Raw genomic sequence first — 20,628 nt, 5'->3', positions numbered from 1 at the left:
GCCCGGGACGGCAGGACCGGCCGGTCCTGCCGTCCCGGGTCAGGGGTCTACTTGTCGCCCTTGCCGGAGGGCGGGTGGTGGGCGGGGTGACCGCCGCCGTTGTAGCGGGGCAGGCGCAGGTGGTCCGGCGTGAGCGCGTTCATCGCCGTCACATCGCGCGGAACGATCTGGAAACTCTGCCAGTGCACCGGCATGGGCGCCTGGTCCTCGTCCCGCGCGATGTGGTGGTACCCCACCTGCACCCAGACGACGGGCCTCGTCAGTTTCTCGCCGCCGACGAACTGCCCGACGTGTTCGAGGGGGCTGAGTTCGGGAGACATCCTGTTGTCGCTGGCGTACCGTTCGCCCGCCTTGTACTCCGTGAAGTAGATGTCCTTCTCGGTGAAGGGCCGCCCGCCGTACCGATGGGGGTTGTGGTGGACGATCTCCCAGGAGCGCGGGTGCCCGTCGGTGTTCTCGTACTTGCTGACGATGCGCCACCAGCGCTGGGTGTCCGCGTCCGTGAGGCCGCCCGTCTCCTTGTCGACGGATGTCCGGGTGGTCTCGTGCAGGGGGGTCCTGGGCTCTTTCGCGGAGTGGCCGGTCTGCCGGGTGTCGTACTGCTCGACCCGGGAGGTCGGTGTGCCGTCGGGGTCGAAGACCAGCCGCCAGAAGACGTTGTGGTGGTGGCTGGTGGAGTAGGCCCTGGCGCCCTCGCCGAGCGGCCAGCCGGTGCCGTCCGCGGCGTTGAAGTCGTCCGGGGAGAGGTTCCCCGCGGCCCCCAGCCTCGGTGTGATCGTGCCGTCGTCGGAGAAGTTCCACTGGTTGATGTAGTGGTAGTGCCCGGCCTCGTTGACCGTGTACACGACCAGGTCCTGGCCCTGCTGGGCCTCGTTCCCCCGGTGGACGCTGCGGGGCAGGTCGGCGTTGTCGCCGTGGAAGGCGAAACCGCGCTCCTGGGTGGTGACGCACAGACCGCTGACGGTCTCTCCCCGCGTCGCGAGATTGCTCCGGATCTGCCTGAGGGCACCGCCGGGGCAGTCCTCGGGACGCAGCGGGTTGGCGTGGGCCCCCAGTTCGTCCTCGGTGAGGTCGGAGTACTCGGCCGTGCCGTTGTCGTAGGGGACGTGGATCTGCGCCAGAGAGGCGCGGTGCAGGATCCTGATCGGTTCCGCCTCCCCCCTGGGCTGGAAGGTGACGTCTTCCAGTACGAGCCCCTCCAGGCGCGTGTCGTGCCAGCACATCCGCCAGGTACCGCCGCCCCTGAGCGTGTGCTCGATGGCGTTGTCGGGGCTGCAGGCGCGGGCAGGGGCGTTCCGCGCGTCCGCGCCTGTCCGCGTGGCGTCCGCCGCCCCGGCAGCGGCGGGCAGTGCGGACGGCAGCAGCAGCGCCAGGGACGCGGCCGTGGTGAGGGGCCGGAACACTTTCTTCATGAGGAAAGCCCTCCGCTCTCGGCTCGAAGGCGGTGCACAGAGCGGTCACTGAGGTTGATCACGTAGTTGTCGGCGTTGATCCTCGGGCCGTCGGGCACACGGGTGGACACCTGGACGCAGCGCTCGGCGCCGCACGCGCGGAGCGGACCCCTCTGGATGCCCCGTGGCTCGTAGGTCCAGCCCGTGACCTGCAGTTGCTCGACACGGGTGAGTTCGCCGCCGGTGGCTCGGGCGAAGTCCTGCCGCAGGCCGTCACCGAGCGGGTCGCCGAGCAGCAGCGCCGCCGCCTCCCGCGCCTCCTCCCGGGTGGGGGGAGGCTGGACACCGCGTACCGTCCTGGAACTCTCGACCTTCTGCGTCAGGAGATCGACCGTCTTGTGGGTCAGGGTGTCGTCCCTGTAGTCGTAGAAGCGGACCACCACCTTGCGCTCCCAGACGCCGCCGACCGACGGTGGGCTCTCGGCCAGATCGGTGCCGAGGTACTGCGGCCTGCCCCGCTCCCTCTCGACGTTCTCGCTGGCCGTGCGCAGGTCCGTGTCCTCCGCGAGCGCCAGTTGCTGCGCCCGCTCGATCTCCGCGGTCGTCAGAGGATCACGCCACGGGCCGGGCCCGGTCCTGCCGTCCGCAGTGGGCACGGGAGACAGAGCCGTCGAGGTCGGCTCGCCGCCGGCCGGCGGCCGGCCGGCGGCGCCGGTGGCCGCCAGAGGAACGGTCCCGGTGATCATCACGGCGGTGGCGGCCGCGGTCAGCACCGTGCCGCCCGCCAGGCTCCACAGGGCCGCTCGACGCCTCGCCGCCGGCGGCACCACCCGTCGCTCCCCAGCCCCTGCACTGCGTGCGTCCCTCATGCCCTTCCCTCCCTGCCACGTCCTCGCAGCGGAACCCGCGCACGGCCAACGTAGGAGCCCGCACGCCACGGCGCGCCGCCCGAACCGGTCTCTCCTCAGGGAGAACCCCACGCCCGGAATGGCCCGCTCACCGTCTGACCACGGGGTTTCCCGTCGGACGGCACAGGCGCCCACGGCGCAGGGAGACGGCGGGCGGCTCTCGTGGCTACGGCCTTTCCGGGTACCGGAAGCGATTCAGGCCCGGCAGAACCGGCCGACTCGCGACGATGCTGAGGTGCCCGGGTCGCGGAGCGCGGCCGACGCCCCGTCCGGGCCGGTCATCCGTCCTTCCCGCAGCCGGTCACAGGCGGCGCGCAGCGCCTCGGGCGCCTCCCGCCGCAGGACGGTCGAAGCGTGGTCGCGGGCGTAGGTCCTGTCCGCGGCCTGGTGGACCGCCTGGGCGGCCGGAGCTTCGATGCGGCCCGGCGCCCCGCCCTCTGTACCGAAGAACAAGGGGAGCAGGTTCACGGGGGACCCGGCAGGGTTCCGGAGGACTCACGGGGTGTCGCACCGAAACGCTTGAGTCTCCAGCGGCTGGAGGGTCCAGGATCTCTCCCATGGACGAGGAACCCCGCGACCTGCTCACCATCGGCCGGCTCGCGCACCGCACCGGGATTCCGGTGCGTACCCTGCGCTTCTGGTCGGACGAGGGGGCGGTGCCGCCCGTGGCCCGCTCCGCGAGCGGCTACCGGCTGTACGACGCCGGGTCCGTGGCCCGCGTCGAACTGGTCCGCACCCTGCGGGAGCTGGGCCTCGGGCTCGACGACGTGTGCCGGGTGCTGAGCGGCCGGACCACGGTCGCCGAGGTCGCCGACGCGCATGTGGCCGCGCTCGACGCGCGGATCCGTTCGCTCAAGGTGAGCCGGGCCGTCCTGTCCACCGTGGCCGCACGTGGTTCGACCGCTGAGGAGACAGCACTGATGAACCGGTTGGCGCGGCTTTCCGCCGCCGAACGCGAGCAGATCATCGACGAGTTCAAGCAGGAGGTGTTCGGGGGTCTCGACGTCGAGCCGCGCCTGCGCGACCGCCTGAACGCCTTCAGCGTCGACTTGCCCGACGACCCCACGCCTGAGCAGGTCGACGCCTGGATCGAACTGGCCGAACTGGTGCGGGACCCCGGCTTCCGCGCGCGGTTGCGCACATGGATGGAGCTCAACACGCCCGCACCGGGGCAGGGCCGTCTCCCCGGGGCCTCCATCTGGTGGGCCAGGCAGGCCGTGCAGACCGTCGCGGAGGCCAGGGAACGCGGCCTCGCCCCCGAGGGACCGGCGGCGGCCGAGATGCTGTCCGAGCTGTTCGGCGACGCCGACCGGGCCGCCGTGCTGCGCAGCCTGGAGGCCGGGATCGAAGCGGGAGCGGAGCGCTACCGCAGGCTCGTCGCCCGCGTGCGCGGGCAGGACGCGGCGCCCGACGCGACCGAGGAGCTGGAGTGGCTCGCGCGGGCCCTCCGCGCCGCGGACCGGGCCTGACCGGCCGTATTGCGCCGGCGGAGCCGGCGGCCGCGCCGAACGGGCGACGGTGTCCCCTCGGCGACCGGGCCTACGCCATGGCGCGGCCGCGCCGGGATCCGACCCGCTGCTGCCGCGCGGCCGGCCACGGGGCCCGGCCGCCTCGGCGGCGGCTGCCGGTGACTCCGTTCACGGGCTGTGATGTCGCCTGTGCACGGGTGCGGGAAGTGCCCGGATTCCCGGACGGAGGGTGTTCCCGGGTCTCCGAAGTCATCGAGGTGCTTGCCGCCGGAGCATCGGAGCACTCCCGTCGGCGCGGTGTCCCTTGCGGGGATGGTGGCCGTCGTCAGGACAGCGGCAGTACGGCGCCGACGGCGGCCATGACCGCGGCGGTGCTGCCGTGAATGCCGTCGTACGCCGTGGCGGGTGCGCCGTCGACCTCGGTGACGAGTGCGTCGCGGAGGGCTGTCAGCACCGGCCGGCACGCTCCAGCCGCGCAGGGGACGGGGATGTCCTCACCGCGAGTCGACGAGCACGTCGTAGGTGGCGAGGATCTTCGGCTTGTCCGACGGAGTCAGGGTCGCCAGCACCTGGTTCTGGTACTCGTCGACGACGAGAGCGCGCGCCGTGTCGTCGTACACCGCCCTCGCACCGTCGGGGTGGAAGACGGTCTCCGACTCCGCCGTCATCCGGTACTCGGTGACGTAGGAGTTCTGGAAGAGGGTGAGGACCCCGCCGTCGGCCAGGCGCAGGGAGTACGCCTTCCACCAGCCCGCGGGCTCGCCGGTGCGGTACGTGGTGGTCGTTCCGTCGGCCTCGCGCTCACGGTGGAAGGTGAGGTAGTTCTTGGTGACGTCGGTGGTGGCCAGGTCCTTGCCGGCGCCCTTGCCGCCCGTCTCCAGGAAGTCGTTGAGGGCCGGGGCGAGTTCGTTCGGGGCGAGGGTTCCCACGCGTTCGGAACCGGCGACGGCCTCGACGTGCCCGTTCTTGTCGACGACCGCCTGCGGTATGTCCCCTTCGAAGTCCACCGCCGCCATCATCTTGTACTTGCCGTTCACCCGGTCGAAGACCATCAGTGTCTCCGTCGAGTCGTCCCCTTCGTACTTCGCCTCGACCGCGAACCACGACGCCCTCTTCGGATCGGGCAGATAGAAGTGACGGTCCACGTAGGAGAACTCCTCGCCGTACTCCTTCTTCTCCTCCTCGGACCAGGTCTCGTACTGCTCGTACTCGGCGCGGCTCTGCACGTTCAGCTGTCCCGCCTCGACCGACCCCAGGAGCTTCACGTCCCGCGTGGCGTTGGCCTTGTTGTTGGCCTTCTCGTAGTCGTCCAGGATGCGGCCGGCGGCCGCCTCCGTCAGAACCTCCTGCTTGCCGGAGCGAGCACCGGAGTCGCCTGCGACGGACCGACCGGACCCCTGGCGGTTGGTGTTGCCGGACCCGCACGCGGTCAGAGCGACAGCCGCGGCCGTGGCGAAGACAAGCAGGCTCACGCGGCGTGAGGCTCCAGAGCGGGAAGGGAGTCGGAGCATGGTGCGGTGTTCCTCCAATGGAACTGCAAGCACAGGCCTGCAAGAGTGTCAAGGCGGCATCCGTCCGGGGCATCACGGCCCACGTCCTGACGTCCAACGGCTACCAGACAAATGAATGACCGGACGACTGCAGGATGAGCGGATGCTCACTGACACAGGCCCTCGGCCCTGTCGCTCGAACGCCGGCCCGCTCCGCGGATGGCGGCACCCGAAGGTATATCCGCCTTCGATGGGGCAGTCAACTTGCGTGTTTTTACGCGGAGTTCACGAACCGTGTGATCGCGGCACGGACGGTCGTACGGGGAAGGCGGCAGCACGTCCGCCGTGCGACCCCAGGCCCGCGAGCGTCGTCGTGCCTCACTGTCCGGCGGCGCATCGGTCATCACCCCTGCGACGCCCACGGACGCTTCCTCATCGTCGCGGGTGCGGGCGGGAGAGAACGGGCAGCCGCATGTGGCCGCCCCCTCCGGGACGACGTCCCGGCCGGAGTTCGTCGCCGGCGGGTGGGCAGCTCGTGGACGCCCCGCACCTTCGCCGGGAAAAGGCGAGACCCCCCGAATGCCTCGCCCCACCTCATGCCCGAACCGTGTTACGGGCCCGGAGGACCAGAAAGCGGGGCCGGGTCCTCGACGGACCCGGCCCCGCTGATCCGGCGGAGCGTCAGCCCGCCCAGACCTCGACCTCGTCGGCCGGGACGGTGGTGGCCAGGCCCAGTTCCTTGCGGGCGGCGACCGACTTGTTCGGGTCGATGTCGGTGAACGCCGGGTCGTAGGCGAGGTAGAAGGCGTCGGCGTCGGCGGCGTTCGCGGCCTTCTTCCAGTTCCCGGCCGCCTTCGTCAGCGTCGCGCGGAGCTTGCCGACCTCGGCGCCCTTGATGCCGTTCAGGCCCTCGACGTGTGTGTCGAGGGCGGCCGCGACGGCCTTGGCCTGCGCCTTGTAGCCGGCCAGGTCGTCCTCGACGGTGTCCTTCTCGGGCTGGTTCGCCCACAGGGCCTCGTAGACCGCGTTCGACCCCTTGAGGTACGTGGTCTGCTCGGGCTCAAGGGACTTCGCGGTGTTCAGCGAGCCGCTGAACGTCCCCTTCTCCGCGGTGTAGGTGCAGCTCACCGCGCGGTCACCCGTCGCCCAGCTCTCCTTGGTCGGGGTGTAGTAGAAGAGGTCGACGCCCTTGGGCAGCGCCCAGGTGTCCGGGAAGTACTTCTGCGCCTCGACCGGGCAGCGGTTGTCCGCGATCGTCGTGACCCCGTCGTCACCGGGGAACTCCTTGCCCTCGTCGATCGAGAACTCGCCGACGACCTGGCCCTCGTGCGCCTCGTCGCAGGGCACGATCTCGACGGCGTACGCCGTCCCCTCGGCCTTGCCGTTCGGGTTGTAGCAGTCGCCGACGTCCAGCGAGAACACCGAGCGCTGGCGCGCCGCCTTCTTCGCGCCGTCCTTGGCGCTGTCGACGGCGTCGGAGACGTCCGAGCATCCCACCGCGCCGATCGCGAGCAGGGCGGCAACGGCGGATATGCCGCGAAGGGAACGGTAGGGGGCACGGAAGGCCATGACGTGTACATCCTCTTATTTGATCTTTATGAGAGTCGTGCGCATCGTATGCCATTTCTGTGGCCCGGCTGTACGAAGGCCCTCGCCTCATCGCGACATCTCTGACTCGCATCGGGCCGCAAGGGTTGTATCCGGGCTGCTCACGGACAGGAGCCGGAATGAACCCGTGACATTTCCGTGGCTCCGGGCGCTGCCGCGGCGTGCGAGGGCATCGGCCAAGGGCCGGGGGCGGAGACGGTCGAAGCGGGTCCGGTACCGACCCGTGGGCGCCGCGCTCTTGCAGATGGGCGAGGAGTGGTGACCAGGGCGGAGGACGGTGTCGCGGTACTCGCGTCGACCGTGCTCCCTTTGCGGCCTCGGCATGGGCAGGGGTGACTCGAAGTCCACCCCGCACGGCCGACCCCTGTGGGAGCCCTCCCGCCGACACGAGGGTGAGCGGCTGCGCCTCGCGACCGTCCCGGTCGCAGAAGAGATGGTGGGACGGTGGCGAGGTGCGCCTCAGGGGACAGCCGGACTCCCGACGGCCGTGCGGCCGACGGCCTCGCCGGACCACCCGACGTGACGGAGGGCATCGGCCGACTCGGAACACTGTCCAGGACAGGCGATGGAACATGTGGAGAACCGCGTGCCCGCCGACCCTTGGGGAGGGTGCGGGTCTCAGCCGTCCCGGTCCGGGGCCGTCGGGTTCGCCGATTCGGCGGCGCGGCGGTACTCGGCGTTGAGGCGCTGGGCTTCTTCGAGTTGGTCTTCGAGGATGATGATGCGGCAGGCGGCCTCTATGGGCGTGCCCTGGTCGACGAGTTCGCGGGCGCGGGCGGCGATGCGCAGCTGGTAGCGGGAGTAGCGGCGGTGGCCGCCCTTGGAACGCAACGGGGTGATGAGGCGGGCTTCGCCGAGGGCACGGAGGAAGCCGGGGGTGGTGCCGAGTATGTCGGCGGCCCGGCCCATGGTGTAGGCGGGGTAATCATCGTCATCAAGGCGGTCATAGGAATCGTCCGCTGTCATTTACACCTCTTCCGGAACGTGTGGAGGGGCCCTGGTGCCGTACGGCACCAGGGCCCCGAAGGAACTGCTAGACCATCCGCCGGCCTTGGTACTGCGCCGGCTCGTTGTGTCCGCGGGCCCGACCTGACTGCTGTCGGGGGCGCGGGGATCGCGGTTGCTTGACCGGAGACCACCTCACTTGCGATGTCCTGCGGTACCCGGGCCCACACCTTCTGCCCGGGCGATCCTGATGGCGCGAGCTCCTCCGTTCTTCCCTCGTGATCGATTACTTATCGAACGGTACTGCTGTCCTGCTCATGGCGGCCCCTGATCACTGCGGGCCACCCGGTCCGGCCGTCAGCTCCGTCGCCGTCCTGCAACCGCTCTGGCTTCGGAACTCCACCGCCGCACCGTACTGCGTACTGCATCTGCGGGTACTGCCGCCCGGCAGTTCGTCTCTGCCGGGCCCTGTTGTCTCCTTGCGGCTACGAGGGAAAGCATACCCATGCCGCCGTCGAATGTCTACTGCGGCCGACATAGATTTTCTCGCGTTCGACAGCGAGGTAGTCGATCTCGAACGATGCAGGGCGATCGCCGGGACGAACCCGGAAGGAGCCACGGGACGATCTCGAAGCCCTGGCGACGGCTTCGTCACCGCTGCGCCGATCGCCCGCTGGCTCCGTGACGGAGACACTGTGGCGGAGCCGGTGCAGGGTCCAGCCGTCCAGGTCCTCGATGTCCTCGGGCGAGGCGGCGGGTCGGCCGGCACCTCCGGCAGTGCCGGATCGTCGATCGCGGTGACCGGGAGGACGGGCGGCTCCGGGCGACGGCGTCATGCCGGGCGGATGAGGCGGCTTTCGTAGGCGAAGATCACGGCCTGGATCCGGTCGCGGAGTTCGAGCTTGTGCAGGATCCGCCCCAGATGGGACTTCACCGTCGCTTCCGCGAGGTGCAGAGTGGCCGCGATCTCGGTGTTGGACCGGCCGCGGCCCACCTGGACGAGCACCTCGCGCTCACGGGCGCTGAGCCTGCCCAGCCGTTCGTCGCGTTCGGTGCTGCTGCCGTCGGGGATGTGCGGGCGGAGGTGCTCCAGCAGGCGGCGGGTGATCCGCGGGGAGACCACGGCGTCGCCCGCGGCCACACCGCGTATCGCGGTGAGCAGCTCCTCGGGCCTGGTGTTCTTCAGCAGGAAGCCCGACGCTCCGGCCCTGAGTCCGGCGAAGGCGTATTCATCGAGGTCGAAGGTGGTGAGGATCAGCACTCTGCTCCGCGGGGAGACCCGGATGACCTGCCGGGTCGCCTCGATCCCGTCGGTCCCGGGCATCCGGACGTCCATGAGGACGACATCGGGGCGCAGCTCCCGGGCGAGGCGCACGGCCTGGACGCCGTCCGCGGCTTCGCCGACCGGTGCCATGTCGGGCTGGGCCTCCAGGACCGTGCCGAAGGCCATCCGGAGCAGCGCTTCGTCGTCGGCGATCAGGATGCGGACCGTCATGCGGACGCCGCTCCGCTGCTGCCGAGAAGGAGGCGGGTACGGACTCCCCAGCCGCCTCCCGGAAGCGGTCCGGCCTGCAACGTCCCCCCGTAGGCGGCCGCGCGCTCGCGCATGCCGGGGATGCCGTGGCCGGACGGTGTGACGCCGGAAGGTGGCGGGCAGGGGCCGTTGTCGGTGACGTCCACCGCGACGGCCTCGGCCGAGCACAGCACCCGGACCTTCGCGTGGGTGCCGGTGGGCGTGTGCTTGAGGGTGTTGGTCAAGGCTTCCTGTACCAGGCGGTAGACGGTCAGTTGCACGGTGGCGGGAAGGTGCGCATGGCCGCCCTGGACCTCGAGGCGGGTCGGCAGCCCGGCGGCGCACATCTGGTCGGCGAGGGTCTCCAGTTGTGCGACGCCGGGCGGCGGGTGGCGCTCGGCGTCCGGTTCGCCGGTCCGCAGGATGCCCAGCGAGCGCCGCATGTCGGTCAGGGCCTGCCGGCCCGTCTCGGAGATCTGGAGCATCGCGGTGGTGGCCTTGTCGGGCGACCGGTGCTGCGCGTGGACGGCGGCGTCGGTGAGCGCGACCATGACGGACAGGTTGTGGGCGACGATGTCGTGCATCTCCCGGGTGATACGTGTCCTCTCCTCGGCGGCGGCCAGCCGTGCCTGCTGGTCCTGTTGGTGCTCCAGGCGGGCGGCCCGTTCCTCCACGGCCGCGAGGTAGGCGCGCGTGGTCCGCACGTTCACACCCAGGACGGCGGCGGCGACGACCATCGCGGTCACCGCGACGAAGAGGGTCGGGAATGCGCCCTCCGCCGCCCAGCGCAGGCAGGCCAGCAGTGCCCCGCCCTCCACGACGGCACCGGCGACGAGCGTGCCGCGCCGGCCCGAGTTCGCGGCCACCGTGTGGAGAGCCACCAGCAAGGCGACGTCAGCCGGCAGTTGGAGGTCCATCAGCCACTGGACGAAGGCCGCGGCTGCCACGGCGCCGAACACCGTGAGCGGGGCCCGGCGCCGCCACACCAGGGGCAGCGCAAGAGCGGCGGTGAGGGCCACGGCCGCCGGCAGCTCCCGCGGGGCGCGCATGGTCATGATGTGGAGCAGGAGCAACGCCGGCAACAGCGAGTCCCACACCACGGGCGGCAGCCGAAGGCCCCGGCGCCGGGCGGCTCTCCCCGGTCGCGCCGCTCGCACGGGGGCCGGGTCGGCGTACCCCGTCAGCCGTACGGCCGTCCTCGTCCGCCGCACGCGGTCCCGGTGGCGCACCGGGTGGGCGCTGCCCGGCTCTGCGGCCGCCTCGGTCATCACACGTCCCTGTCGGTTCAGCGTCATGGCGGCCCCCGGCAGGGGCCGCCACCGCGTACAGCCGGAGCCTGGTCGGGTCCAAGGAGGACACACCCCGCGCTCCCCGGCGAACCGCGGCCCTGTCACGGTAGGCCGCGGGCTCGCGAAGCACATGAGTCCACCGTCTGACGGCACCGCGCCGAGGTACGACCGCAGGAGGAGTCCCGCTTCCTTCCACGGTCGCAAAACCGTCGTTCACCTGGCGTGCTCGGTTACGACTCCGGTCGCACGGGCGAGATGCCTGGATGCCACTCCGGTCGCACCGGCGACATGCCTCGGATGGCGACTCCGGTCGCATGCGAGGGCGACCCGGGATCGATGTGGCATCGTGTGCCCCGCCCTGAGGATGGCCGGGTGACCGAGATCATCGCGGGGCTGTACATGTCCCCTCTGGAGTTCCTCGCCTTGGCGGGTGCCGTCGCGCTGGTGGTGGCGCGCTGGCTTCCCTTCGCTGCCCGCCCACGCGTCACGATCGCGGCGGGAGCGGTTCTCGTGCTGTCCGCGATCGCGCTGAGTGCGGTGGGGATCCGCTGGCAGATGCTGCCGGTACTGGCAGGCGCTGCCGTCGCGTTGCCGTTCGCCCTCTCCCCCCTGCTGCGACGCCGTACCGGCCGGACGGTGCGGCGGGTCCGATGGTGGCCGGCGCTGCCGGGTTCGGTGGCCTGCGTCGGCCTGATCGCCACGGGTCCGGTGGCCGCCTGGGCCTTTCCCGTACCCGTGTTCCCCGAACCGTCGGGGCGCTTCGCGGTCGGCACCCGCGTGGTGCAGTGGACCGACCCGCACCGCCCCGAGACCGCCACCGCCGACCCGCACGACCGGCGCACGGTCGTGGTCCAGCTCTGGTATCCCGCGCGGAAGAGCCCCGCGAGCGCGCAGCGGGCCCGGTACCTCGGACGCACGGAGCACGAGGCGCGCACCGTCTCCGACGCCCTCGCCCGCCATGTCGGCCTGCCCGGCTTCCTGGTCGACGGCGTCCCGCGCGCCCACACCCATGCCGTCTTCGACGCTCCGGTGGCCGACGGGAGCGGACGGTTCCCCCTCGTGCTGTTCTCTCCCGGGCTGGGCGGAGTGCGCACCCAGAACACCGCCTGGGCGGAGGAACTGGCCAGCCACGGCTACGTGGTCGCCGCCCTCGACCACCCGTACGACTCCGCCGCCGTCGTCCTCGCCGACGGCCGGACGATTCGCACCAGGACCGCCTCCACGGGCGACCCGGACAAGGACGAGAAGTTGGGGGCCGGCTGGGCGACGGTTCGCGCCGCCGACCTCAGCTTCGTCCTCACGCAGCTGGGCCGTCTGGACCGAGGCGGGATCGCGGGCCCGCTGACCGGGCGTCTGGACACCGGCCGGGCCGCGGTGACCGGCCACTCCATAGGCGGCGGTTCCGCTCTGCAGGCAGCCCGCCAGGACCGCCGGTTCGACGCCGTCATCGATCTGGACGGCTATCCCTACGACCCCACCTCACGCTCCCTCCACCAGCCGGCGCTCGCGCTCACCCAGTCGATCACCCCGGACACCGACCCGCACTACATACCCCGCCTCACCGAGGTCCTCCAGCTCAACACCGCGACGAGCTACCGGCTCACCGTCCCCGGCGCCGCACACCTCACCTTCATGGACGGCCCCCTGTACCTGCCGCCCGTGCCCTCGGCGGTCGGCTCCCTGGGCCGCACCGAGAGCCCGCGCGTCGTCGCCGCGACCACGCTCGCCTTCCTGGACGCCACCCTGCGGCAGAAACCCGGTGACCCGGCCGCCGTTCTGTCGGCCTACGGCGACCTCAGCGTCTACCCGCCGGGCAACAGCCCCTGACCGGCCGTGCCGCGGACGGAGACGGCACACCGCCGACGGCACGGCCGTTCCCTCGCCGGCCGGAGTGCGGTCCACGGCGCCCCCGCCGCGGACGGTGGTTCACAGCGGCTCGCCCTCCAGACGTCGCCTGCGGCCAGGCAGCCTTCCTGGACCCCGGCCGCAGGGTCACCACTACCACGAGAGGTGTGCCAGGTCCTCGGGGTCGATCTCCCAGCTCTCTCCCAGCTCTCTTCCAGCCGGTACTGCCCCGCAGCTGCCAGGCTGTCCGTACCAGTACCAGCACCAGTACCCGTACCCATGCCCGTCGCGTGCGGGACGCTGCCCCGACCCTGTCCCTTTCTGGAGGACTCTCGTGCCCACACCGCGCCTGACCGACCTGCCGGGCACAGTGCTGCGCCTGATCGAGAGGCACAGCGGGACCGTGACCGGCGCCGAGGCCGTGAGCGCGGGTCGTAACAACGCCATCGCCGCCCTGGTCCGGACACCCGAGCGCGACCTGTTCGTCAAGGGTCTCCCCCTGGACCACCCGCGGGTATGGACGCAGAAGCGCGAGACCGCCGCACACCCGGCATGGGAGGACGCGCCGGGCGAGGGCCTGAACGCCCTCCCCCGGGCCCAGCGGCGGCTGTGGGACTCCAGCAGCCGCCGGCGACCGGGTGCGGCCCGTGCAGCGTGCCGCACGGGCCTGGGACAACCACCGCAACCCGCGTGATGCGACCCGGCGGTCCGTCACACCGGCGTACGCGACGGTGGCCCGCAAACCGAATCGTCGCGCTCATCGATTCGGTTCGTACCGTGATCTAGGAAGACGGGACCGGAGTCATCCTGACGTTCTGGATGCCGGTCCACATGCGCGAGGCGACCGGCGTCTGGTGTGGGTGCTGCTCCCGGTAGACGGCGAGGAAGCGGTACGGGTCCATGCCGATGGTGTGCAGTACGACCGCCTCGGGCGGAAGGCTGCTGTCAGCGAGGAACGAGGCGATCGTGACCGATCGGTGCAGCGTGGTCACCGGCTCGTGCGGCTGCAGTGTCCGCCCCGGCCGGCCGTCGCGCGTGTCGAGGGAGGGCAGCCACGTTCCGTCGTCCTGCTTGCGGTGGTCGGCGAAGCCGGCGACGGACGCCATCACCGTGTCGTAGTCCTCCCCGACGGTCGCGTACCCCAGCGGGTGATCGCCCTGGCCGGTGATGTAGCCGAGCCACTCGGCGCGCGCCACGATGAACAGGGTCTCGTGCACTCCGTCGGCGGGGGTCGGCGGCCGCTCCCCGTGCTGCTTGCCCTGCTTCTGCCTGCCCATGGCCCGCCCAACGACCCGTGGGCGGGCAGGTTGCGCCTGCGTCAATCTGCGGCGCCTCGGAACACGTTGCCTTGCCCGTCCCGGCGTTCGGAGTCCGCCGAGGGCATTGAGCGGGATCACCGCGGTGTCGACGGCGGAGAGTTGCCGGAGGGTGTCGGTTCTCTCAGCGGTCCGCCGGCATCGGCGCGGGACGCCGACCTGCCAGGAAGGGCCGCAGCAGGGCGAGCAGCGCGTCGGGGCGGTGCAGGGGGATGATGTGGCCGCAGTCCTCGATGACACGCCCGGTGAGGTCGTCGGCGATCGGGCGCAGCTGGTGCTCCAGCGCCTTGCCGACCGGATGGGCTCCGATGGCCATCGTCGGCACTGTCAGCCGCGCCCCGGCGACCGCCTCCTCGATCTGGGCGGCGCTTCGGGGCAGGGCCCGGTAGTAGGAGAAGGCGCAGCGCAGTGCCTCCCTCCCGGTGTACGCGTGGATGAACGCCTCCCGTATCGGCGCCGCCACGCCCTCGCCGAGCGTGCCCGCGGTGAGGAACCAGTCGATGTAGGCGGCTTCGTTGCCCTCCAGCACCCTTTCCGCGAGCCCTTCGGCGGCGTGGAAGCCGAACCACCACGGGGCGCCGCCGGCGAGGAACTCCTCGGCGCCGGGGAGGGTGCCGATCAGGGACTCCATGACGACGAGCCGCTCCACCAGGTCGGGGCGGCGCATCGCCAGCAGGAACGCCGGCGGGGTGCCCGCGTCGATCCCCACCACGGTGGCCGAGGACGTCCCCAGCGCCTCCAGCAGGGCGGCGGCGTCCCCGGCCAGGGCGCCCGCGTCGTACCCCGTGTCGGCCCGGGTGCTCGCGCCGAACCCGCGCAGGTCCGGCGCGATGACCCGGTAGTGGGCGGACAGGTCCGCCATGACCTCGCTCCACAGCCGCCAGGTGTGGGGGAAGCCGTGCAGGAGCAGGACAGCGGGTCCGGTACCGGCCGAGGCGACGTTGACGTCGATGCCGTTGATCCGGACGCGGTTGAGTTCGGGCACGGGAAACTCCGGACGTGGTGGTAACCATCGGTGACCAGAAAACGGTAAGGAACTATCCTGGGAGCCTCCAAGACGGCACTTTCCCCACAGGTGGTGAGCTTCAGGTGACCAGGTCCCAGCGCGGTGACCTCTTCGATCCGCTGTGCCCGACCCGGCAGCTGCTGGACCGGATCGGCACCAAGTGGACCTCCATGACGGTCAAGGTGCTCGCCGAGGCGGCCCCGGGCGAGGTCCGCTTCGGCGAGCTGCGGCGCCGTATACCGGGCATCTCGCAGAAGATGCTCTCCGCCACCCTGCAGAGTCTCGTCCGCGACGGCCTGGCCGCCCGGCGCGTCGAACCCACCGTGCCGCCCCACGTCCACTACCGGCTCACCGAACTGGGGCTCTCCCTGGAGACACCGCTCGCCGCGCTGCGGTCCTGGGCCGAGCAGCACGTCCCCACCATCGAACGCAACAACCGCCTCGCCGACCGGGCGGCTCCGCAGCGGCCGCAGCCCGAGGGAGCCCCGGCCCGGCGCTGAGAGGCGAGCGCACCTCGTGCGGCGCGGGGAAACGGCTCCGTCCGGGCCCGGCTGCACAACAGCGCTGACGAAGACGACAGTGGCGTGTCGGCGTCCGGTGCGGAAAGCCCTGGCCGAAGGCCCGGGTCAGTGGCTGCTGGTCCACTTGCGCAGCAGTGCCTCACGCTCCTCGCGGGACGGGGTGCTGTCGGTGGCGTGGTCACGACGCCACGCGAGCAGCTCGCCGACTGCCGTACCGCCGTCGGCGAGCCGTGTCAGGAGCGCGCAGGACAGTTCGTACTCGACGGGCGAGTAGATGCCGCCGGCGACGGCGGACGCCACGCTCACCTCGACGGGACCGTCGGTGGCGTCCACGCACACCGTGTAGGAGGCCGGAAGCTCACCGTCTCCGGTCACCGCCACGAGCAGGCTGTCGAGAGCCACGGACACCAGCCGCCGGGCGGTGGACCGCACGGCCACGTCGCGGACTTCGATCCGCCGCACCTGGCTCCACGTCCACGACCTGCCCTGATCAAGTCCCAGGGTTTCGACACCGTCCTCCGTCAGCCGGACCCCGGTCGCCGCACCGACCGGCTCGGCCCCCACGTAGACGCAGTCCTCGGTGATCCAGAACAGGCCGACCAGGGCCATGGGGTGCCTCCCGAACGATGTGGTGAGCGAACAGCGGCTGCGGTCGCCCGTATGCCACTCACTGTCGAAGGGGCGCCCGTGTGCCACTGTTGGAGACGCTGCGCACCGCCACGGAGGTTGCACGGCCACAGAGCCCAGGACGGCGAACTCGCGCAGGCGGAGCGCGATGGAGCGGCACCGCGCACGCTTCTGCGAGCGCCTCGTCGAAGGGCTGCTTCACCGCCCGCTCGCGCCCCCTGCCGTGCTGCTCGGCTGACGGCGTGAGCGGCCACCCGACGTCTACGGCTGCCACCGACGACACAGGACGGGAGCGTTCATCGGCATCCTGTCCGACCGTCGCTCCGGTCGATCGCAGCAGTCGGAACCGGCTCGGATCGAGTTCCTGAAGCGGTACTCCCCCGCTTCACTCAGGGCGAGGGCGTGAAGCCGGCGGACAGGCCGAGGTGGAAAGGGGAGCCCGGGGCTGTCGGGAGCCAGCCTTCGCGCAGGGCACGGTCGATGACTCGGGCGACGTCGGACGGCAGGACCGGCTCGGCCTCGCGTCCGATCCAGTTGCTCGGGTGCGGCTGGTCGGTGGTGACCACGAGCGTCGTTCCCGGGGTGTCCGCGTGCTCGACCGCGAACGTGCACGGTGTCCAGGCCAGGCCCTGGAAGTAGGTCGGCCTGCGTCGCAGTCGCCAGCGGTAGGTCGTGCCGTCGACGACGATGCGCCGCGCGCCCTTGCGTCCCAGTGCCATGGCTCCCCCTCGGCTCTTGGAGCAGTGATCCAACCTACCCGCGACGGGGGACGCACCGGACCACGATCACTCCCAGGCGGAAGGCGACGAAGAACGCCCGGACGGTCGGTGCTCCACGGCGGAACCGGCCGTCCGCCCAGGCCGGCGTGCACGTACGGACGTCCGCCGCGTGTGTCCTGTCAGCTCCGCACCACAAGCGCACCGAAGCGAGCGGGGTACTGCGGTGGGCCATCCCGCTCCGCCGCTCCGCCGTCGACTCCATGAAGCGGGAGCGCGGCCTGGCCGTGTGCGCGGGAACTTCCCGGAAAAAGGTGACGTGGGCTGTCGTCTTTAGTGTGCACGGTGGTGGCATGGACAAGGACTCCACCACCCAGTACACCGGCCAGGAGGGCCCACTGGCCGGCCGGATCGCGCTCGTCGCCGGGGCCACCCGCGGGGCCGGACGTGCTCTGGCCGTCGAACTCGGCCGGGCCGGCGCCACCGTCTACGTCACCGGCCGCACCACCCGAGAGCGCGCCAGCGAGGTCGGCCGGACGACGGAGACCATCGAGGAGAGCGCGGAGCTGGTCACGGCGGCCGGCGGCACCGGCATCGCCGTCCCCACCGATCACCTGGACGAGGACCAGGTCCGCGCCCTCGTCGAGCGGATCGACCGCGAACAGGGGCGTCTCGACATCCTCGTCAACGACCTCTGGGGCGGCGAACACCTGCTCACCGGCTCCGTCTTCGGCAAGAAGAGCTGGGAGACGCCGCTCGCCGACGGCCTACGCATCCTGGAACTCGGGGTGCGCTCGCACGTGATCACCGCGGCGCTCGCCCTCCCGCTCCTGGTCCGCTCGGACGCGCCGCTGCACGTGGAGGTCACCGACGGCACCGCGGCCTCCAACCGCCGCTACCGCGAGAACCTCTACTACGACCTCGCCAAGAACGCCCCGATCCGGATCGCCTTCGGGCTGGGCGAGGAGCTGGCGGAGTACGGGGGCACGGCCGTCGCCGTCACACCGGGCTTCCTGCGCTCGGAGCAGATGCTCGCCCACTTCGGCGTGAGCGAGGAGAACTGGCGCGACGCCGTCGCCCAGGAGCCGGACTTCGCCATCGCCGAGTCACCGCACTACCTCGCCCGCGCGGTCGCCGCACTCGCCGCCGACCCGGACCGGGCGGCCCGCTGGAACGGCAGGTCCGCCTCCAGCGCGGAGCTCGCCGAGGCATACGGCGTGCGGGACGTGGACGGCAGTCGGCCGGACGCCTGGGCGTACTTCGAGGACGTCAGGTACGGCGGAAAGGACGGCACGGCGGACGACTACCGCTGAGACTCCCGCACCGCACCACGCCGTACAGGCAGGCAAGGGCCCGCGCGTGCGCACGGCAGTGAACGCGCAGGCCCTTCGGTGCGATCTCCCGCTTCCACGTCGGTGCGCCGTCTGCCGGCCAGTGAGAGCCGCGGCCGGGTGAGAAATCCTGCACGGCCGCGCGTCCCCCTCGTGGTCGGGCAGCGCTGCAGCCGACCGGCCCGGCCGGTCAGGCGGCCGGGCGGCGCGCTCGGCAGCGTGCCGGCCGGCTCGAACCGCTCAGCAGCGTGCCGGCCCCGTCCGCGCCCCTGATCTGCTCGGGCGCCTGGAGCGACGCCGCCAGGTCGGTCGTGCGCTCGGCGGCCGGGACCACGGCCTCCGCGACGGCGGGCGGGTCCGCGGCCACCGTCGCCGTCGCGGCCGACGGCAGCACCCCGGACGTGACGGCGACGGCCACAGCCAGCCGACGCGCTCCACGACGAGACACGAACGTACGACGATCCGTGGATTCCCCTCCCTGGTGCGCGAGGTGGTCCCTGTCACCCCACTCGGCCTCCCCCTCTTCGACCGACGCACCCACCCCACAAGATCCTGATCCTGTCCGGCGCCTTCTGCGTCTCATACATGAACATGCCACATCTACGACGGGCCGAGGAAAAGGCATGGCAAGCCCTCGCACACGAAACGAGGTGGTCGCCCCGCACGGACTGCTCCGTCAGCCTTCGGAAAAGGGCTCCCACGCGGCCGCCCGGCCGGCGTCCGACGGCGGTCCCCACACCAGGGCGCGCAGGTCCAGCAGGCCCGGTCTCTCACCCGTCATCAGCGACGGCGCCTCCAACCGGTCCGCCATCTCCTCCAGGTAGGTCGTCAGGGACTCGTAGCGCGGTGTGCGGTCCCCGTACCGGTCCCAGTGGTGCATCCGCCCGGTCTCGGCGTCCAGGAACAGGCCCGAGGTGTGGTCGCGAGCGGTGAAGGAGCAGACGGGGATCCACGCGGCGCGCCAGATCACGCACTCCTCACTGCCGTCGCGGCGATGGAAGTCCCGCATCCGCTCGTACACCTCGGCCACCGATTCGAAGTCCATCAGCGCCCAGTCGCCGAGCAGGAACGCAGCCCAAGGCAGGTCGTGCACCCCGGCATGCTCCCTCCACAACGCCTTCAGTCCAGGCGGTATCCGCACCCCGATCCGTTCCTGCAGCGCGGCGACCTCCGTCACCAGGGCGCCCGGCCGCAGCGCGGCCAGCGTCCCCGGAGCGTGCGCCTCCAGCCACGCCTCGATACGCCGCCACGCGTCGGTGACCTGTCGCGCCTCGGCCGCCGCCCGTTGCGCCCCCAGCAAGACACGTAATTCCTGCTCGTCCATGCCGGCCACCGTACCGACCGGCGCACCGGCCTCGCGCGGCAGCAGGCACGGCGCCACCGCACGCACCGTTCGCGGTCGGCAACCGGGCGCTGATGCGGGTCGAGGTGGTTCTTCGAAGGGGCCGGTACCCAGTGCCTGGACGTCGCGTCGTCGGGTGGCCTCCCTCGACTGTCCCGATGCCGCCGGGCAGCGGGTCACGGGACCGGTGCCAGCCGCACAATGGTGTCCCGGCCACCTCATCGGCGATCGGTTCGGTGGCGTGCCGGGCGGGGGTCACAGTCGTCCGCCGCGTGTTGCCGGTCCTTCCGCATACGGGGATGCGGTGCGCGGACTCAGCTCCGTTCGCCGTGGGGGCGGTCTCGGTCCTTGACCGCTTGCTCGATCTTGTAGGCGACGGTGACGAATGCCTCGATCTCTTCCGCCGTCAGGTCCTGGACGGAGCTCTCCTCCAGGGTCCGCCACATGGCCGTGATCGGCTTCTTCATGGCGCGGCCCTTGTCGGTGAGCCGCACGATCACCGCCCGCCGGTCGTGCTCGGCCGGCTCCTTGCTGACCAGGCCGGCGTCCTGCATCCGGCGCAGGGACTTGGAGACGGTGGAGTGGTCAAGGCCCACGCTCTCCAGGAGTTCGGACTGGGTCTGGCCGTCCCGGTCGAACAGCTGCATGAGCAGCAGTTCCTGTCCCGGGTGCAGTTCCATCTCGCGCAGCATGGCGGAGGCGTAGCCGCGGTGGGCCCGGGCGAGCTGGAAGACCGCGTAGCTCAGGCGTCCGTCGCGTGCTGTGCTGGGGGTCCTGTCCGCGGGATCGGTCATCGCTGTTCCTCGTTCCTCAAAGAGCGCGGGTGGGTGGTCGGTGCGGCCCGTCGCGCCGCCGTGGAAGGTGGCCGGAGCGGTGGGCGCTGAAGGTCAGCCGGCAGTCCTGACCATCGGGAAAGGGCTGGGGGCTCCTCGGTGGGGGTGAGCCCGTGCGAGGCCCGGCGGGCGTAGTGGGCGTTGTGGGCGGCGTTCGGTGCGGCCGGGGCACCCTCCGGGACGGGCCGGTCCCGCGGCGTCGCGGTCATGGCCGGGCGGTGCGGCAGGCGGAGGTCGCCGACGGTGCTCGGCATGCGGGGCGTTGGGCATGAGGGGGTCTCCTTCGCCATGTATTCGATCACGAGGTGCAGGCAGCAGCCGTGGCACCCCGCTCGACGGAACGCTCCGCCGGTCGGGGTGCCGCGGCCTGTCCGCCGTGGTTTCAGTCGAGGGTGAGGACGAGCTTGCCGCGGTTGTGGCCGGCGTCGCCGGCCTGCTGGGCCCGGGCGGCCTGGGCGAGGGGGTAGGCGGCGGCGAT

21 protein-coding genes and 1 pseudogene are annotated in these 20,628 nt (G+C 71.6%); 5 read left to right on the top strand and 17 right to left on the bottom strand.

Annotated features, from left to right (window positions below; all coding sequences use genetic code 11):
- Nucleotides 1-47 precede the first annotated feature (47 nt).
- From IE271_RS29825 to IE271_RS29815, 3 genes are all read right to left on the bottom strand, one after another.
- Nucleotides 48-1,412 carry a copper amine oxidase gene (locus IE271_RS29825; RefSeq protein WP_190193582.1) on the bottom strand — a complete coding sequence of 455 codons (1,365 nt, stop codon included), beginning with the start codon at nt 1,410-1,412 and terminating at the stop codon, nt 48-50.
- Nucleotides 1,409-2,260 carry a Tat pathway signal sequence domain protein gene (locus tag IE271_RS29820; protein WP_229919635.1) on the bottom strand — a complete coding sequence of 284 codons (852 nt, stop codon included), beginning with the start codon at nt 2,258-2,260 and terminating at the stop codon, nt 1,409-1,411. Before IE271_RS29820 ends, IE271_RS29825 begins: the two co-directional genes overlap by 4 nt.
- A 234-nt stretch (nt 2,261-2,494) precedes the next feature.
- Nucleotides 2,495-2,752, bottom strand: coding sequence for a hypothetical protein (locus IE271_RS29815; RefSeq protein ID WP_190193581.1), 258 nt, complete (start codon nt 2,750-2,752; stop codon nt 2,495-2,497).
- A 104-nt stretch (nt 2,753-2,856) separates the two neighbouring features.
- On the opposite strand from IE271_RS29815, the gene IE271_RS29810 reads away from it, so the two are divergent.
- Nucleotides 2,857-3,768 (top strand): helix-turn-helix domain-containing protein, encoded by a 912-nt coding sequence (locus tag IE271_RS29810; protein ID WP_190193580.1) that lies wholly within the window; start codon nt 2,857-2,859, stop codon nt 3,766-3,768.
- Nucleotides 3,769-4,093: 325 nt separating this feature from the next.
- Here IE271_RS29810 and IE271_RS43425 read toward each other — a convergent pair whose 3' ends face one another.
- From IE271_RS43425 to IE271_RS29785, 6 genes are all read right to left on the bottom strand, one after another.
- Nucleotides 4,094-4,222, bottom strand: coding sequence for a hypothetical protein (locus IE271_RS43425; RefSeq protein ID WP_268256229.1), 129 nt, complete (start codon nt 4,220-4,222; stop codon nt 4,094-4,096).
- A 40-nt stretch (nt 4,223-4,262) separates the two neighbouring features.
- A complete protein-coding gene (locus tag IE271_RS29805) occupies nt 4,263-5,240 on the bottom strand; it encodes a DUF8094 domain-containing protein (RefSeq protein WP_190193579.1) in 978 nt (325 codons plus the stop codon).
- A 699-nt stretch (nt 5,241-5,939) separates the two neighbouring features.
- Nucleotides 5,940-6,827, bottom strand: a complete 888-nt coding sequence (locus tag IE271_RS29800) for a septum formation family protein (protein WP_190193578.1) — start codon at nt 6,825-6,827, stop codon at nt 5,940-5,942.
- Between the two features lie 657 nt (nt 6,828-7,484).
- Complete coding sequence (locus tag IE271_RS29795; protein WP_190193577.1) at nt 7,485-7,832, bottom strand: MerR family transcriptional regulator; 348 nt, start codon at nt 7,830-7,832, stop codon at nt 7,485-7,487.
- A gap of 811 nt (nt 7,833-8,643) precedes the next feature.
- Nucleotides 8,644-9,306 (bottom strand): response regulator, encoded by a 663-nt coding sequence (locus tag IE271_RS29790; RefSeq protein ID WP_190193576.1) that lies wholly within the window; start codon nt 9,304-9,306, stop codon nt 8,644-8,646.
- The gene (locus IE271_RS29785) at nt 9,303-10,619 is read right to left on the bottom strand and encodes a sensor histidine kinase (RefSeq protein WP_229919634.1); all 1,317 of its coding nucleotides are present in this window, start codon (nt 10,617-10,619) and stop codon (nt 9,303-9,305) included. Before IE271_RS29785 ends, IE271_RS29790 begins: the two co-directional genes overlap by 4 nt.
- 330 nt (nt 10,620-10,949) lie before the next feature.
- On the opposite strand from IE271_RS29785, the gene IE271_RS29780 reads away from it, so the two are divergent.
- Nucleotides 10,950-12,440, top strand: a complete 1,491-nt coding sequence (locus IE271_RS29780) for an alpha/beta hydrolase family protein (RefSeq protein WP_190193621.1) — start codon at nt 10,950-10,952, stop codon at nt 12,438-12,440.
- 352 nt (nt 12,441-12,792) lie between these two features.
- Complete coding sequence (locus IE271_RS29775) at nt 12,793-13,152, top strand: hypothetical protein (RefSeq protein WP_190193575.1); 360 nt, start codon at nt 12,793-12,795, stop codon at nt 13,150-13,152.
- 88 nt (nt 13,153-13,240) lie between these two features.
- Here the strand turns inward: IE271_RS29775 and IE271_RS29770 are convergent, their stop codons facing one another.
- Both IE271_RS29770 and IE271_RS29765 read right to left on the bottom strand, forming a co-directional pair.
- Nucleotides 13,241-13,735, bottom strand: coding sequence for a hypothetical protein (locus IE271_RS29770; protein WP_190193574.1), 495 nt, complete (start codon nt 13,733-13,735; stop codon nt 13,241-13,243).
- A 163-nt stretch (nt 13,736-13,898) separates the two neighbouring features.
- Nucleotides 13,899-14,759 (bottom strand): alpha/beta fold hydrolase, encoded by an 861-nt coding sequence (locus IE271_RS29765; protein ID WP_190193573.1) that lies wholly within the window; start codon nt 14,757-14,759, stop codon nt 13,899-13,901.
- A gap of 104 nt (nt 14,760-14,863) precedes the next feature.
- Here IE271_RS29765 and IE271_RS29760 point away from each other — a divergent pair, with 104 nt between their 5' ends.
- Entirely contained in the window at nt 14,864-15,280 is a 417-nt protein-coding gene (locus IE271_RS29760) for a winged helix-turn-helix transcriptional regulator (protein WP_190193572.1), read from the top strand.
- 126 nt (nt 15,281-15,406) lie between these two features.
- Here IE271_RS29760 and IE271_RS29755 read toward each other — a convergent pair whose 3' ends face one another.
- Both IE271_RS29755 and IE271_RS29750 read right to left on the bottom strand, forming a co-directional pair.
- Nucleotides 15,407-15,910 (bottom strand): hypothetical protein, encoded by a 504-nt coding sequence (locus tag IE271_RS29755; protein WP_190193571.1) that lies wholly within the window; start codon nt 15,908-15,910, stop codon nt 15,407-15,409.
- Nucleotides 15,911-16,317: 407 nt separating this feature from the next.
- On the bottom strand, nt 16,318-16,647 hold the full coding sequence (locus tag IE271_RS29750) for a hypothetical protein (RefSeq protein ID WP_190193570.1): 330 nt from the start codon (nt 16,645-16,647) through the stop codon (nt 16,318-16,320).
- A 350-nt stretch (nt 16,648-16,997) separates the two neighbouring features.
- On the opposite strand from IE271_RS29750, the gene IE271_RS29745 reads away from it, so the two are divergent.
- Nucleotides 16,998-17,957: an SDR family oxidoreductase gene (locus IE271_RS29745; protein WP_190193569.1), complete on the top strand. Its 960-nt coding sequence runs from the start codon at nt 16,998-17,000 to the stop codon at nt 17,955-17,957.
- Nucleotides 17,958-18,165: 208 nt separating this feature from the next.
- Here the strand turns inward: IE271_RS29745 and IE271_RS29740 are convergent, their stop codons facing one another.
- The 4 genes and pseudogenes from IE271_RS29740 to IE271_RS29725 all read right to left on the bottom strand — a co-directional run.
- Nucleotides 18,166-18,393 carry a hypothetical protein gene (locus tag IE271_RS29740; protein WP_190193568.1) on the bottom strand — a complete coding sequence of 76 codons (228 nt, stop codon included), beginning with the start codon at nt 18,391-18,393 and terminating at the stop codon, nt 18,166-18,168.
- 258 nt (nt 18,394-18,651) lie between these two features.
- Nucleotides 18,652-19,299 carry an SMI1/KNR4 family protein gene (locus IE271_RS29735; protein ID WP_190193567.1) on the bottom strand — a complete coding sequence of 216 codons (648 nt, stop codon included), beginning with the start codon at nt 19,297-19,299 and terminating at the stop codon, nt 18,652-18,654.
- 332 nt (nt 19,300-19,631) lie between these two features.
- Nucleotides 19,632-20,111: a MarR family winged helix-turn-helix transcriptional regulator gene (locus IE271_RS29730; protein WP_190193566.1), complete on the bottom strand. Its 480-nt coding sequence runs from the start codon at nt 20,109-20,111 to the stop codon at nt 19,632-19,634.
- Between the two features lie 421 nt (nt 20,112-20,532).
- Nucleotides 20,533-20,628: pseudogene (locus IE271_RS29725) on the bottom strand (NADP-dependent oxidoreductase); the annotation flags it as partial.

This window comes from Streptomyces minutiscleroticus (assembly GCF_014650875.1).
Taxonomy (GTDB): Bacteria; Actinomycetota; Actinomycetes; order Streptomycetales; family Streptomycetaceae; genus Streptomyces; species Streptomyces minutiscleroticus.
This window is presented reverse-complemented; position numbering and strand designations above follow the sequence as displayed.

Excerpts from the sequence above, each read along its gene's own strand:
- IE271_RS29825 (WP_190193582.1), bottom strand. The coding sequence starts at position 1,412 with ATGAAGAAAGTGTTCCGGCCCCTCACCACGGCCGCGTCCCTGGCGCTG.
- IE271_RS29820 (WP_229919635.1), bottom strand. The coding sequence starts at position 2,260 with ATGAGGGACGCACGCAGTGCAGGGGCTGGGGAGCGACGGGTGGTGCCG.
- IE271_RS29810 (WP_190193580.1), top strand. The coding sequence starts at position 2,857 with ATGGACGAGGAACCCCGCGACCTGCTCACCATCGGCCGGCTCGCGCAC.
- IE271_RS29800 (WP_190193578.1), bottom strand. The coding sequence starts at position 6,827 with ATGGCCTTCCGTGCCCCCTACCGTTCCCTTCGCGGCATATCCGCCGTT.
- IE271_RS29795 (WP_190193577.1), bottom strand. The coding sequence starts at position 7,832 with ATGACAGCGGACGATTCCTATGACCGCCTTGATGACGATGATTACCCC.
- IE271_RS29790 (WP_190193576.1), bottom strand. The coding sequence starts at position 9,306 with ATGACGGTCCGCATCCTGATCGCCGACGACGAAGCGCTGCTCCGGATG.
- IE271_RS29785 (WP_229919634.1), bottom strand. The coding sequence starts at position 10,619 with ATGACGCTGAACCGACAGGGACGTGTGATGACCGAGGCGGCCGCAGAG.
- IE271_RS29780 (WP_190193621.1), top strand. The coding sequence starts at position 10,950 with ATGTGGCATCGTGTGCCCCGCCCTGAGGATGGCCGGGTGACCGAGATC.
- IE271_RS29770 (WP_190193574.1), bottom strand. The coding sequence starts at position 13,735 with ATGGGCAGGCAGAAGCAGGGCAAGCAGCACGGGGAGCGGCCGCCGACC.
- IE271_RS29755 (WP_190193571.1), bottom strand. The coding sequence starts at position 15,910 with ATGGCCCTGGTCGGCCTGTTCTGGATCACCGAGGACTGCGTCTACGTG.
- IE271_RS29750 (WP_190193570.1), bottom strand. The coding sequence starts at position 16,647 with ATGGCACTGGGACGCAAGGGCGCGCGGCGCATCGTCGTCGACGGCACG.
- IE271_RS29745 (WP_190193569.1), top strand. The coding sequence starts at position 16,998 with ATGGACAAGGACTCCACCACCCAGTACACCGGCCAGGAGGGCCCACTG.
- IE271_RS29735 (WP_190193567.1), bottom strand. The coding sequence starts at position 19,299 with ATGGACGAGCAGGAATTACGTGTCTTGCTGGGGGCGCAACGGGCGGCG.
- IE271_RS29730 (WP_190193566.1), bottom strand. The coding sequence starts at position 20,111 with ATGACCGATCCCGCGGACAGGACCCCCAGCACAGCACGCGACGGACGC.